Here is an 11,724-nt window from a genome sequence, read left to right on the forward strand (position 1 = left end):
TGGCGTCCAGTGCTTCAGCGGCGGCGGAGCACTGGGTGCTTTGATCAACGGCTGCTCCAGCGGTTTGCCGTCCGGCCCTACGAAAAGGCGTTCGTATTGCTTTGGCATTGGTTGCGGTGCTCTGGCAGTCGTCATGATAAACCCTCTGATACCGGGCTGAACTCAACCCATTTGACTTGCGCAGAATCTATCAGCAAAAGTTCGGCACCAAAAGGCGCAGACTCGCCATCCTCAGTGACCCAACGCGGATTCTGCATGACGAATTGCCCTCGGCTTGACTCGGATGGCCATTCGACAGGCCAGCCAAACACGCGCCTCTCGTCATGCAAATGCAGGGTTATGAACCGGTTGAATTGTGCAAAGGCGCAGAACCACTCACTCGGGTAAGAAGATTGTTTCGTGACGTTTCGCCGGCGCAGCCAGCCATGCATTTTGTCATTGGTCGCCAGATAACAGGCGAGCAATCCAAGCATCAATGAGAACACAAACGCCCACAGCGTTTGCGCTCGACCATCCCAAACGCCTATAGAGAATCCCTTCGAGCCGATCCACAGGCACAAGGTGCCAATCGCCAACACGGCGCCCTGAATCACAAACGTAAAAATCAATGCCTGCACAATCTGTCCGAACGTATCCGGTCGCTTGAAAGCCGTGAGGGAATAAAAGATCCAGGTCGATAAAAACCCGGGGACGAGGTGTTACAAACAATCACGTACCGACTGGCGCAGCGAACCTGATTTGGCCCACGGCGGCCCCTGATACAACGACACCTTGCTGCCGTTCTTGTATTTGACGATATCGAGAATCTCATCCGCGGTGATGATGCTCGGCGCGGTGATGCGATAGCCATTGGAAATCGATGTCTGCGAAGTCTTCGCGACATCCCGCTGCCACAACGGCAATACGCACGCGGCATAGTCCCTGGGGGGCTTGTCACTGGTCTTGCTGACGTTGGGTTCACCCGGTACCAGCGAGGCCGGTAAAGAGCAACCCGTCAACAGGGCCAATGCCAGACTGCCGATCCATATCCGCATGTTATTTACCTGTTCGTAAAAACCGCGAATGTACCGTTAAACCGTCTGCACATCCATCGTGGCACCCCGCTTTTACGGGTGATTGGAGGTTTTTTTACATCCGTTCAGCCGGGCGTCAGACGATCGCGCACGACCGCCGTAAATGCGGCTACTCTTTTCTACCGACAATGTTTCGGAGGTGATCATGCGGCTTAATGAATACGAACACGAACTTCAACGCGACCTGCAAAGTGTTGCATCGGACTTGCGCTGGTCGGCCGTCGACCTCAAGCGAATCGCCGAGCAGTTGCGCAAATCAGGCAACGAAGCGGACGCCCAGGCCGTGCTCAGGTCTTGCGAGATCCTGCAAACCGACGAGGAAAGACTGCAGGTCTATGCCAAGGAGGTAAAAGCCCGGGCCATCAGCCGAACCAAAGTCCACTGACATCTATCGATTTTTGCCAAACAAAAGCCCCGGAAAAACCGGGGCTTCTTTTTGACAGCCGGTCAACCGGCGCTGTGATCCTGCACACGCTTGGCGCGTTTTTTATAGCCGGGGAGCGCCGCCGCATACGCCATCGCCTCTTCCCGGCTCGAGAACGAAGCCAATCGATCGCCCTGGGTGCAGACCCGCCAGGGGCCGTTGTTCACACTGAGCACGTCGTAACCGTTCATGTGCAGCTTGTTCAGCATTGGAATGCTCATGAGCACCTCCCTTTTGCCAACGGTAGTTTCAATCTTGCGCAATTACCTTACACCCGGTTCCGGCGCGGGTGTGGACCAGCTGTCGCGGCACCTGTCCGTCAATTCACTGGCACTTTTCGCTCAGGCCACAGTTCCCAACTCTAAGGGAACCTTTAAATCACCGCCCGGCTCGAATATTGCAGTTTAATTACAGTTTTGTGACAGGCATTCAATGAGTAACAGATGAAAGTACGCGCAACCGTCATTTGCGAACAGGATCGACATATTCTCCTGGTGCGCAAACCTCGCCATCACTGGTCGCTGCCCGGCGGCAAGGTCGAGCCTGGAGAAACCCGGGCAGATGCCGCCGTACGCGAACTGCAAGAAGAAACCGGGCTGGATGCCGAAGAGCTGCTGTACTTGATGGAGCTTGAGGCCGGCAGCACGCGGCATCACGTCTACGAAGCGTCAGTGGTGAATATCGATGAGGTGCGCCCGCAGAACGAAATCAGCGATTGCATCTGGTTTCCGCTGGATGCCGTACAGAACCTCAACACCAACGAAGCGACGCGGCGCATCGTTCAGGCTTTCCAGCGACGTTTATAAAAATTTAGCCGGCGAACGCCCTGCGACCCGCGCTGATCTCGGTGCGCAGCTCTGCGATGAAATTGGAGATATCACGTATCGTGACGAGGTGCTCGGGGGAGACGCCATCGAGCAGCAGTTCGACGCGCCCTGTCTTCGGGTCATAAATCTTGATGGACAACAGCCCTTGCCCGGTTGGCATGCAATCGCACTTATAAGCGGGAAACCCCGATTCGACGATGCGGCAAATGTCGGCAATGGCAAGCATGGACGGCCGCCTCGCAGGCGATGAGCTATCCAGCAAGCATAGGCGAGCCTACTGCACTTGCCTGACCCGAAACGCCAACTGGCTCACAAACTGCGCAAGCACTCAGTGGGCATCCTGGTCCCAGATCCAGTTCCACAGGCCCGGCAAATTGACCGGTTCGCTGCTTTGCTGAACCGTGCGCGCCAGCGCCGCCCTTTCCAGCGTAGCCCTTTCGTCATAGAACGGCTTTGCGTCCAGCCTCACCCCGGTGGCCGCCGCACTGTCCAGCAGAATCTGCAAATACTCACGGGTGTGCCGTGCGGTATAGCGATTGAGGTCATGAAACGTCACCACGACCGGAATCACCCCCTCCACCGTCGGGAACTGGCCAAGCGCAATACGCTCACGCACCTCGGAGAGCTGGCGCAACATGTTCGCTCGGCGCCGCGGACTGGCGTTGAAGCCCCAGATCTTGCCGTCATTGGCACTCAAGTCGGTCAGCAAAACGCGCAAGCCATGCTGTTGATAGGCCGCGAAGGTGCGTTTGTCGTAGTTCCAGAATGGCGGGCGCAGCAGCGTCGGCGGCGCGCCCGTAACGGCGGCGATGTCTGCTGTGCCATCCGTCAGCGATTGTTCGAGTTCCTGCGGATCAAGCAACCGATGGTTGGTGTGCCAGTGGGTCGCCGTGTGGAAAGCCAGAATATGCCCCTCGTCGTGTTCGCGACGCATGAGGCTGCGGCCAATTTCGCTGTTGCCGGCCCTGGGCGCACGGGTCTGCACGAAAAACACCGCTTTGATGCCCGGTTGCACCGGATTGGTCTTGAGGCTGTCAAGCACGGTCGCCGTGGGATTCCACCACCCCGACGCACTCGGGCCATCGTCAAATGTCAGCAGAAAACGCACAGGCGCCTGGGTTTGCAGGCGGCTTTCGGTTTGTGCGGTCATTTCGATGGGCGCCGCGATACAGCCAGCCAGACCGAGGGCGATGAGCGCTGCACAAAGAACTTTGTATCCGGGGATCATGTTTTGCCTTGGGTCCGGCGCTAGCCGTCATGTTGTCGATTGGCAAAACTCCCTCGCCCTCGTCCATCCCTGCACGGCGATCTGCGCGCGCAGGTTGGATAAGGTACACAGGGTTTGGTTCCGGCGCTCGTTTCAGTGCGTCAAGGCTTGTTGAAATGACGTGTCGATGATGCCTGCCGTGGCCAAGGGTGCCGGCAGCGCTTTGACTTTAAACAGGAAGTCCGCGGTGCTTTGCAGGTCCGCTGCCGCCTGCTGGTCTACCGGCCCGACGGTCATGTGCGCCTGGCGCAGCCAATGCCGCGAGACTTGCTGATCGAGATTGGCCTTCTTCGCCCAGAGATCGGCGTATTCATCGGTGTGGCTGTCAACCCAAGCCCGTGCCTGTTTCAAGCGCCCGAGAAAATCGGCAATTGCTTCACGCTTGCTGTCGATGGCCGGCGAAGACGCGGCGATGGCGCTGAGCCCCGGCATCAGGTTTTTCGCGGTCAGAATCGGCCGGGCGCCAGAGAAAACGATCTGTTGCGAAATATACGGTTCCCAGACCGGAAACGCGTCAATGCTGCCTTGCGGCAGCGCCGCGGCCGCATCGATTGGCATCAGCTTGACGAACTCAACGTAGTCCTCCGCCAGCCCGCCCTGCTCCAACGCACGCAACGTCAACTGCTGACTCCAGGCGCCGGGCCAATACGCAACTTTCTTGCCTTTAAGATCGGCAATGGTTTGCGCCGGAGAATCCTGGGAGACCAACAAGGCGATGGTGTCCGGATTCTGCCGCGACACACCGATCAATTTGACCGGCGCCTGTTTCGCCGCGAGGAACAGGAAGCCTGAGTCGCCGAGAAAGCCCAGGTCCAAGGCACCGGTCTGCAAGGCCTCGGCCAGCGGCGCTGCGGCCTGGAAATGCTTCCAGTCGACCGTATAAGGCGCGCCCTTCAACACGCCGGACGCTTCTATCGAGGCGCGGATGTTGTAGTAATTCTGATCTCCAACGTGCAGGACCAAAGGCTCGGCAGCGTACGCAAATGGAGAGGTCAGCACGGCAGCGGTCAGCACGCTGCGCAGAAAACGAGAGAGCTTCATGGCGAGTCCTGAGAAGAGGTTTCCATAGACCATAACGCTCTTGATTTTTATTTTTAAATTCTATTTGTGCATAACCTAAGCACCGTGCTGTCGACGAAGGCTTGACGACGCCCGCCTAAATAACCGAAGCACCAGCGCGTTATCCAGACATCCGTTCTACTGAATCCGTCGCGTTACAGTCGCTGTATCAATGGCGAAACAACTTCCCACAAAACAGTCGTTTGAGCGAACCAACCGCTTGTCTGACATTTGGATCGTCATACATACATTTTCCTGCGCTACGGATAGCATGCGCGCCGCCTTTCCGATTGGTATACCAGTTGACCAAAGCGTCAACAAATCAGGAATCCCCCAACAACTTTCAAGCCTTGCAGAGAAATAAGTGAGCGACGATTTTGCAATCAAACAGGTCAACGGCCTGGAGTGGATCCATCTGTCCAAGACAGAGCGCCTGGAACTCGACTGTTTTATCGGCCATTACATCAAGACCCGAAACCTGCACAGTGTTGCCGACATCGAACGCACCCTGCGCAGCACCCTCGAAAGCTATCCTGGCCATCCGCCGGTGATGGTCAACGAACTCAATGCGTGGATCGACAAGACGCTGGGATATCGGGCAACACACCCGGACTTCACACAGCACGAAGACCTCTGAAATGCGAAAAGCCCCGCTCAGGCGGGGCTTTTCGTATCCATGATTCACGGCTTCAGAGGGCGTTCCTGATCGCGGTCCGACAGTTCTCTGCTGTCGTCGTGCTTCCAGGTTTTCTCGTCCCGTTTCTTTTGCTGCTCGATCTCTTCTTCCGTAGGCTCGTCATCGTCCGGTTGCGTTTGGTCGGTCCTCATATGCACCTCGCTTTCACGTTGCTCGCTTGGACAAACTTGCGCACTGGCGCCGAATTTCCCTCAGACCGGCGTACCATGGCGCTATCTAATCTTAGGTCAGGGAAACGACATGCTGTACCGAATCGCAGCCGACGGGCTGGTGCTGTTCCATTTGAGTTTTATTGTCTTCGTACTGCTCGGCGGGCTGCTGGTGCTGAAGTGGCCACGGTTGCTGTGGCTGCATGTGCCGGCCGCTGCCTGGGGGGTCGCGGTCGAAGTGTTGCACCTGACCTGCCCGCTGACCTATTGGGAAAACCTGATGCGTCACGCTGCCGGGCAAACCGAATACGCCGGCGGTTTCATCGAGCATTACATTTGGCCGATCATTTATCCGGCGGGGCTGACCCCGCAGATTCAACTGGCACTGGGCAGCGTAGTGCTGGCAGTGAACCTGCTGGTGTATGGGCGCCTGTTTCGCTTATGGAAACTGCGCCGCGCCCGACGTATCCCGTTTTAACGCGAGGCCGGTTTCAGCGCTTCGAGCCATTGCGGATCGAGGCGCGACTGATCAAGCTCCAGACCCAGCGCCTGCATCCGCTCCTTATGGGCTTCGACTTCGCGAAACAGTTGCCCGTGGTCACTGGAGTTGCCGTCCAGCTCATGCATCTGCATCAACCCCAAGTGGTAGAAACGCAGCACCTTCATCGCCGTCGGATCGTTATTCTCCACCGCCGCCGTGACGTGGTGCATCACATTGGTGATGCTCATGAGATTGCGTTTGAGCCGCCAGCCATACACCGCTGGCGCCATCCAGCTCTGATGCCAGAAACGACCGCGCAGCAACGCCGCAGTCAGCAGAAACGCCAGGAACACCCCGCCGACATTGAAGCGCAGATTATCCCCGCCCGGTTCACCGAACAGCGCCACCGCCGCACTGGAAAACAACATCGCCAGCACCAGGAACAACACCGCAATGATCACCGTGCTGCGGCGGGTCTGCTGGCGAAAGCTTGTGGCGTCCATCGGCTGAATCTCGAACATCTGCTGTGACTTCCTTGAACGACAAAAGGGGCAACGGAAAAAACTCGCCGGCGCATTATCGCATCGAAGAGGGATTTAGCTATGCTGGGGCTCCTTTTCATCTTTTCAGCGTCCAACGGGAACATGGCGGTACAGCGCAGATCGTGCCATCTTCATTCATGGATACACACTATTCAGATGCCATCCGCCCGGTTCTGGATGACATCGTTTTAAGGATCATTGCATGACCCAACGACACGTAATCAATGCTTCGGTCAGCCCGAAAGGCAGCCTGGAAACGCTTTCTCAACGTGAAGTCCAGCAACTGAGCGAAGCCGGTTCCGGCAGCATCTACAACCTGTTCCGCCAGTGCGCCCTGGCCATCCTCAACACCGGCGCCCATGTCGACAACGCCAAGACCATCCTTGAAGCCTACAAGGACTTTGAAATCCGCATTCACCAGCAAGATCGCGGCGTACGCCTGGAGCTGCTGAACGCTCCGGCCGATGCTTTCGTTGACGGCGAAATGATCGCCAGCACCCGAGAGATGCTCTTCAGCGCCCTGCGCGACATCGTCTACACCGAAAACGAACTCGACAGCCAACGTATCGACCTGAGCAGTTCCCAAGGCATCAGCGACTACGTCTTCCACTTGCTGCGCAACGCCCGCACCCTGCGCCCGGGCGTCGAGCCGAAAATCGTGGTGTGCTGGGGCGGCCACTCGATCAACACCGAAGAATACAAATACACCAAGAAAGTCGGTCACGAACTGGGCCTGCGCAGCCTCGACATCTGCACCGGCTGCGGCCCCGGCGTGATGAAAGGCCCGATGAAAGGCGCAACCATCGCCCACGCCAAGCAGCGTATTCACGGCGGCCGCTACCTTGGCTTGACCGAGCCGGGCATCATCGCCGCCGAAGCGCCGAACCCGATCGTCAACGAGCTGGTGATCCTGCCTGACATCGAAAAACGCCTGGAGGCGTTCGTGCGTGTCGGCCACGGTATCATCATCTTCCCGGGCGGCGCCGGTACGGCGGAGGAGTTCCTCTATTTGCTGGGCATCCTCATGCATCCGGACAACGAAGGCCTGCCGTTCCCAGTGGTACTGACGGGGCCGAAACATGCCGCGCCGTATCTGGAGCAGCTCGACGCGTTCGTCACCGCAACCCTCGGCGAAGCAGCGAAGCAGCATTACGAGATCATCATCGACGATCCGGCCGAAGTGGCACGGCAGATGACCCAAGGCCTGAAGGCGGTGAAGCAGTTCCGTCGCGAGCGCAACGACGCGTTCCACTTCAACTGGTTGTTGAAAATCGACGAAGGCTTCCAGCGCCCGTTCGATCCGACCCACGAAAACATGGCCAACCTCAAACTGCACCGCGACCAGCCACCGCACGAACTGGCGGCCAACCTGCGCCGGGCGTTCTCCGGGATCGTCGCCGGCAACGTCAAGGACAAAGGCATCCGCCTGATCGAAGAGCACGGGCCGTACCAGATCCGTGGCGATGCGGCGATCATGCAGCCGCTTGATGCACTGCTCAAAGCCTTCGTCGCCCAACACCGGATGAAACTGCCGGGTGGCGCGGCGTATGTGCCGTGTTATCGGGTGGTGGCGTAATACTTGAGCCACATCCAAAACCTTGGAAGTTGGGTTGCCCGCAAAACCATATGACTTCCGCTGGCATGCGGCGCGTTAAATGCCGAATGCCAGCGAAAGCTTCAAGAGGATAGCTCTGGACAATTTGATGAACACGTTTCAGCTTGATTCTTTATTCCGATTGTGAGTAATTTCGTACTCTGTAATAGGTCCGTCAAACACATTTCCGCCAAAATTCAATAAGTAGGAAAACTTGGCGCGCTGTGGACCTATGGTTCAGCAAGTCTTGGCGAGAAACGTTTATTTCAATGGTGCCTGGATGAGGAGTAGTCCCCATATATCGATCACCGATCAAGGTACCTTCTAAAGATACCTGAACGAAAAAAGGGACTTGTGTCGGCTCGTCCAGTATCTCCGGTGAGATCTGCGCAGTAGCACCTTCCGCTGGGACATCTGTAAGCTTAATGATGCCGTCCTTGGCCTCTTTGATTACAAAGGGTGGAAGAGTCTTGGGCATTTGTCTATTCCTTTAAAGTAAAATGGGGACACGAAGTCTTCGGTGCGGCGCCATTACCTCCCCATTGGCAAAGTTGCACAACTGTCAGAAATTACAGGTGCGTCCTTCATTCCGACAAACGGTAATATCGACCTTAGCGATCCAGCCTCATGGCCAACGCCTTCGCCTGCAACGCTACATCCGTCACCGCTGTGCTCTCCCACCACATTCCGCGCAACGGTGGTCCCATCGTAAACAATCGGCCAGCCGCACGCCCCTCGGCATCCAGCACCGCGCCATTCACCGCTGCCGCGATACCCAAGGCCAACGGCCCCGGTTGCACCAAGCCACGCGCCAGCATCTGCTGCGGCAACGGTCGCGCCACACGGCGCCAGTCATATTCGATGCCGCTGGAATTGATCAGTGCTGCGCCCTGCACCAAGCAAGTTTCAAACTCACCGCGACGTCGAATGCGAATACTGACACCGCCCTCCGCATTTGGCTCAAGCCTCTTGAATGACGCTGCGTGAATTCTTAGCCGCCCTGCCGATTGCAGCCGCTCAACCAACGCCGCACTCAGCGGCGGTGACCGATGGTGATGGCTCTCCCACCACGGCCGCACATGCCGTACGAATTGTCGACGCTGCACGTCAGTCGCTTGGCTCCATAGCCGCGCGATATGCACGCGGACCGTGTCCAGCGGCGCCTGCCAGTCGATGCCCTGGGCGATGGCGTCGCGACAGTGCCGACGCAATTCGCGCAACAGCTGGCGTGGCGTGCGGATGTTGTGATTCTCTGCCAGAAAATCCACCCAGGCCGGCGGTTGACGGCGCACATGCGGCAGCAAACCGTGGCGCGAGAACACCTCGATCGGACCGCGATGCCCGGCCTGCTCCAGCGACACCACGGCATCGACCATGGTCAGGCCGGAACCGATGATCAGCACGGTGGATTGGGGATCAAGTTCACGCATCGCAGCGACATCCCAAGGATCGAGCGCGGCGGCGTTGAGACCACTGGATTGCGTTTGCGGCGTACGAGCAGCGGGAAACATGCCGGTGGCAAGCACTGCGCGTTTGCCGCGTAACCGTTGGCCGTCGCGCAATGTCAGCAGCACTGAATCGGCGTCGTCTTGCAAATCGATGGCTTCGGCGCAGACATGCTCGAGCGTCGAACCGTGCTGCGCGCCGACAACCCGAGCCTCAGCGAGACGCTGCTGCACATACACACCGAACAAACCACGGGGCGGAAACAGCTCACTGACCGGGACCTTCTGCTCCCGGGATTGCGGCCAGCCGCCTGCGGCGATGTGTTCGGTCAGCCATTGCGTCAGATCATCGGGGTTATCCGGGTCGACGCTCATTCGTGCCGCGTTGCCGTTGAGCGTGTGGCCCAGTTCGACGGCACTGTAGGCCTCGCCACGGCCCAGTTCGGCACGCGGCTCGATGACCTGAATGCTGCGTTGTCCTGGTAACCGCAGCAACTGCACCGCCAGCATTGTGCCGCTGAGACCGCCACCGATGATCAGAATGTCCGCGCGCTGCTCCATTCAGATCACCACATTACGCACAAACCACGCCGCGACATCACCATCGTTGCGATAGGAGTGCGGCTGATCGCTGGCAAACATAAAGAATTCGCCTTTGCCGATGTGTTGCGGCTGATCTCCAAGCATCAGCGTCAGACGCCCTTCAAATACGTAAATTTGCTCGCTCCAGCCTGCGGCATCCGGTTGCGAGGGATACACCTCGCCCGGTTGCAGGCACCATTCCCATTGTTCGACCTCGCGAGTAGCGGTGGCTTTGGACAGCAGGACCGCTTTGCTGCCGGGGATCGCTCCCGCCCATGCGACTTCGTTGATGCGGCTGGGATCGCGGGCATCTGCGGCCTGAATCAGGTCGCTGAACGCCACATCCAGCGCCTCGGCAACGCGGTCGAGGGTGGTCAGGCTGACATTTTTCTCGCCGGCCTCAATGGCCACCAGCATACGCCGACTGACCCCGGACTTTTCCGCTAGCGCGGTCTGGCTCATGTCCGCCGCGTGACGCAGGCGCCGCACGTTCTGGCTGACATGCTGAAGCACGGAAGCTCTTTGGCTGGAATCTTTGGGCACTATATTGCTCACTTGGTGGGATTGGGCAGTATACTGCCCAACGTTGGATGCATTGTGCGTCCTGCCTTTTATAGTGCGCAAGGTCATGACGTCGGCAAACAACTCCCCCACTTCCCTCCGCTTCTCCAGGTTCAGCAAAGCCGAGTGCGTGCTGGTGCTGATCACTATGGTCTGGGGCGGCACCTTTCTGCTGGTGCAACACGCCATGACCGTCAGTGGGCCGATGTTTTTTGTCGGCCTGCGCTTTGCCGCTGCGGCGGTGATTGTCGCAATGTTTTCCTGGCGTCACCTGCGCGAGTTGACCTTGTTCGAAGTCAAGGCCGGGTCGTTTATCGGCGTCGCAATCATGCTCGGATACGGACTGCAGACTGTCGGGCTACAGAGTATTCCGAGCAGTCAGTCGGCCTTCATTACCGCGCTGTACGTGCCGTTCGTGCCGCTGTTGCAGTGGCTGGTACTGGGCCGCCGCCCCGGGTTGATGCCGAGTATCGGGATCATGCTGGCGTTTACCGGACTGATGCTGTTGTCAGGCCCGTCGGGTGCCGCGTTGAATTTCAGCCCCGGTGAGATTGCTACGCTGATCAGCGCCGTCGCCATTGCGGCCGAAATCATCCTGATCAGCACGTTCGCCGGCCAGGTGGATGTGCGGCGAGTGACAATGGTGCAACTGGCGGTGACAGCGGTGTTGTCGTTCCTGCTGGTAGTGCCGACCGGTGAAGTGATTCCGGATTTTTCCTGGCTGCTGCTTTCGAGCGCTCTGGGGCTGGGCGCGGCGAGCGCCGCGATCCAGGTGGCAATGAACTGGGCGCAGAAGAGCGTTTCGCCGACTCGGGCCACGTTGATCTATGCCGGTGAGCCGGTCTGGGCGGGGATTGTCGGGCGGATCGCCGGGGAGCGACTGCCGGCGATTGCGCTGGTTGGCGCGGGGTTGATTGTTGCGGCGGTGATTGTCAGCGAGTTGAAGACCAAGGGGAAGGCTGCAGGGGCGGAGACTGAGCTGGAACGGGAGACGCTTGGTTAAGGCCGTGCCTGACATATGGC

The 11,724-nt window shown here is 58.4% G+C and carries 16 protein-coding genes and 1 pseudogene; 6 read left to right on the forward strand and 11 right to left on the reverse strand.

Annotation, left to right across the window (positions count from 1 at the left end):
- Nucleotides 1-131: 131 nt before the first annotated feature.
- A pseudogene (locus HU765_RS14655) lies at nt 132-698 on the reverse strand (DUF6338 family protein); the annotation flags it as partial.
- Nucleotides 699-1,034, reverse strand: a complete 336-nt coding sequence (locus tag HU765_RS14660; protein ID WP_186621347.1) for a hypothetical protein — start codon at nt 1,032-1,034, stop codon at nt 699-701.
- A 184-nt stretch (nt 1,035-1,218) separates the two neighbouring features.
- Between HU765_RS14660 and HU765_RS14665 the strand changes: the two genes are divergently transcribed.
- Entirely contained in the window at nt 1,219-1,458 is a 240-nt protein-coding gene (locus HU765_RS14665) for a hypothetical protein (RefSeq protein WP_186547752.1), read from the forward strand.
- A gap of 62 nt (nt 1,459-1,520) precedes the next feature.
- On the opposite strand, the gene HU765_RS14670 is transcribed toward HU765_RS14665, so the two are convergent.
- A complete protein-coding gene (locus HU765_RS14670; RefSeq protein WP_186547754.1) occupies nt 1,521-1,718 on the reverse strand; it encodes a DUF2188 domain-containing protein in 198 nt (65 codons plus the stop codon).
- Nucleotides 1,719-1,940: 222 nt separating this feature from the next.
- Here HU765_RS14670 and HU765_RS14675 point away from each other — a divergent pair, with 222 nt between their 5' ends.
- A complete protein-coding gene (locus tag HU765_RS14675; RefSeq protein WP_186621348.1) occupies nt 1,941-2,303 on the forward strand; it encodes an NUDIX hydrolase in 363 nt (120 codons plus the stop codon).
- A gap of 4 nt (nt 2,304-2,307) precedes the next feature.
- On the opposite strand, the gene HU765_RS14680 is transcribed toward HU765_RS14675, so the two are convergent.
- The 3 genes from HU765_RS14680 to HU765_RS14690 form a co-directional block, all read right to left on the reverse strand.
- Nucleotides 2,308-2,550 (reverse strand): DUF1652 domain-containing protein, encoded by a 243-nt coding sequence (locus HU765_RS14680; RefSeq protein WP_186621350.1) that lies wholly within the window; start codon nt 2,548-2,550, stop codon nt 2,308-2,310.
- 102 nt (nt 2,551-2,652) lie between these two features.
- On the reverse strand, nt 2,653-3,552 hold the full coding sequence (locus HU765_RS14685; protein ID WP_186621352.1) for a polysaccharide deacetylase family protein: 900 nt from the start codon (nt 3,550-3,552) through the stop codon (nt 2,653-2,655).
- Between the two features lie 132 nt (nt 3,553-3,684).
- Nucleotides 3,685-4,632, reverse strand: coding sequence for an ABC transporter substrate-binding protein (locus HU765_RS14690; RefSeq protein ID WP_186621355.1), 948 nt, complete (start codon nt 4,630-4,632; stop codon nt 3,685-3,687).
- 382 nt (nt 4,633-5,014) lie between these two features.
- Between HU765_RS14690 and HU765_RS14695 the strand changes: the two genes are divergently transcribed.
- Nucleotides 5,015-5,287 (forward strand): hypothetical protein, encoded by a 273-nt coding sequence (locus HU765_RS14695; RefSeq protein ID WP_186621356.1) that lies wholly within the window; start codon nt 5,015-5,017, stop codon nt 5,285-5,287.
- A gap of 44 nt (nt 5,288-5,331) precedes the next feature.
- Here the strand turns inward: HU765_RS14695 and HU765_RS14700 are convergent, their stop codons facing one another.
- Nucleotides 5,332-5,478, reverse strand: a complete 147-nt coding sequence (locus HU765_RS14700; protein WP_186621358.1) for a hypothetical protein — start codon at nt 5,476-5,478, stop codon at nt 5,332-5,334.
- A 109-nt stretch (nt 5,479-5,587) separates the two neighbouring features.
- Between HU765_RS14700 and HU765_RS14705 the strand changes: the two genes are divergently transcribed.
- Entirely contained in the window at nt 5,588-5,974 is a 387-nt protein-coding gene (locus HU765_RS14705; protein ID WP_186621359.1) for a DUF2784 domain-containing protein, read from the forward strand.
- Here HU765_RS14705 and HU765_RS14710 read toward each other — a convergent pair.
- The gene (locus tag HU765_RS14710) at nt 5,971-6,498 is read right to left on the reverse strand and encodes a DUF3087 family protein (RefSeq protein ID WP_186621361.1); all 528 of its coding nucleotides are present in this window, start codon (nt 6,496-6,498) and stop codon (nt 5,971-5,973) included. The two genes, HU765_RS14705 and HU765_RS14710, sit on opposite strands and share 4 nt — an antisense overlap.
- A 223-nt stretch (nt 6,499-6,721) precedes the next feature.
- Between HU765_RS14710 and ppnN the strand changes: the two genes are divergently transcribed.
- On the forward strand, nt 6,722-8,095 hold the full coding sequence (gene ppnN / locus HU765_RS14715; protein WP_186621363.1) for a nucleotide 5'-monophosphate nucleosidase PpnN: 1,374 nt from the start codon (nt 6,722-6,724) through the stop codon (nt 8,093-8,095).
- A gap of 193 nt (nt 8,096-8,288) precedes the next feature.
- On the opposite strand, the gene HU765_RS14720 is transcribed toward ppnN, so the two are convergent.
- The 3 genes from HU765_RS14720 to HU765_RS14730 all read right to left on the reverse strand — a co-directional run bounded on the left by HU765_RS14720 (nt 8,289) and on the right by HU765_RS14730 (nt 10,683).
- Complete coding sequence (locus HU765_RS14720; RefSeq protein ID WP_186621365.1) at nt 8,289-8,591, reverse strand: hypothetical protein; 303 nt, start codon at nt 8,589-8,591, stop codon at nt 8,289-8,291.
- A 133-nt stretch (nt 8,592-8,724) separates the two neighbouring features.
- A complete protein-coding gene (locus HU765_RS14725) occupies nt 8,725-10,119 on the reverse strand; it encodes an FAD/NAD(P)-binding protein (protein ID WP_186621367.1) in 1,395 nt (464 codons plus the stop codon).
- Nucleotides 10,120-10,683, reverse strand: a complete 564-nt coding sequence (locus HU765_RS14730) for a helix-turn-helix domain-containing protein (RefSeq protein ID WP_186621368.1) — start codon at nt 10,681-10,683, stop codon at nt 10,120-10,122.
- 85 nt (nt 10,684-10,768) lie between these two features.
- Here HU765_RS14730 and HU765_RS14735 point away from each other — a divergent pair, with 85 nt between their 5' ends.
- A complete protein-coding gene (locus HU765_RS14735) occupies nt 10,769-11,704 on the forward strand; it encodes a DMT family transporter (RefSeq protein ID WP_186621369.1) in 936 nt (311 codons plus the stop codon).
- Nucleotides 11,705-11,724 lie beyond the last annotated feature (20 nt).

It is taken from the genome of Pseudomonas sp. SWRI81, assembly GCF_014268545.1.
Taxonomy (GTDB): domain Bacteria; phylum Pseudomonadota; class Gammaproteobacteria; order Pseudomonadales; family Pseudomonadaceae; genus Aquipseudomonas; species Aquipseudomonas hamedanensis.

Coding starts and splice junctions, on each gene's coding strand:
- HU765_RS14735 (WP_186621369.1), top strand. CDS start 10,769: ATGACGTCGGCAAACAACTCCCCCACTTCCCTCCGCTTCTCCAGGTTC.
- HU765_RS14705 (WP_186621359.1), top strand. CDS start 5,588: ATGCTGTACCGAATCGCAGCCGACGGGCTGGTGCTGTTCCATTTGAGT.
- HU765_RS14690 (WP_186621355.1), bottom strand. CDS start 4,632: ATGAAGCTCTCTCGTTTTCTGCGCAGCGTGCTGACCGCTGCCGTGCTG.
- HU765_RS14660 (WP_186621347.1), bottom strand. CDS start 1,034: ATGCGGATATGGATCGGCAGTCTGGCATTGGCCCTGTTGACGGGTTGC.
- HU765_RS14670 (WP_186547754.1), bottom strand. CDS start 1,718: ATGAGCATTCCAATGCTGAACAAGCTGCACATGAACGGTTACGACGTG.
- HU765_RS14680 (WP_186621350.1), bottom strand. CDS start 2,550: ATGCTTGCCATTGCCGACATTTGCCGCATCGTCGAATCGGGGTTTCCC.
- HU765_RS14720 (WP_186621365.1), bottom strand. CDS start 8,591: ATGCCCAAGACTCTTCCACCCTTTGTAATCAAAGAGGCCAAGGACGGC.
- HU765_RS14685 (WP_186621352.1), bottom strand. CDS start 3,552: ATGATCCCCGGATACAAAGTTCTTTGTGCAGCGCTCATCGCCCTCGGT.
- HU765_RS14675 (WP_186621348.1), top strand. CDS start 1,941: ATGAAAGTACGCGCAACCGTCATTTGCGAACAGGATCGACATATTCTC.
- HU765_RS14710 (WP_186621361.1), bottom strand. CDS start 6,498: ATGTTCGAGATTCAGCCGATGGACGCCACAAGCTTTCGCCAGCAGACC.
- HU765_RS14700 (WP_186621358.1), bottom strand. CDS start 5,478: ATGAGGACCGACCAAACGCAACCGGACGATGACGAGCCTACGGAAGAA.
- ppnN (WP_186621363.1), top strand. CDS start 6,722: ATGACCCAACGACACGTAATCAATGCTTCGGTCAGCCCGAAAGGCAGC.
- HU765_RS14725 (WP_186621367.1), bottom strand. CDS start 10,119: ATGGAGCAGCGCGCGGACATTCTGATCATCGGTGGCGGTCTCAGCGGC.
- HU765_RS14665 (WP_186547752.1), top strand. CDS start 1,219: ATGCGGCTTAATGAATACGAACACGAACTTCAACGCGACCTGCAAAGT.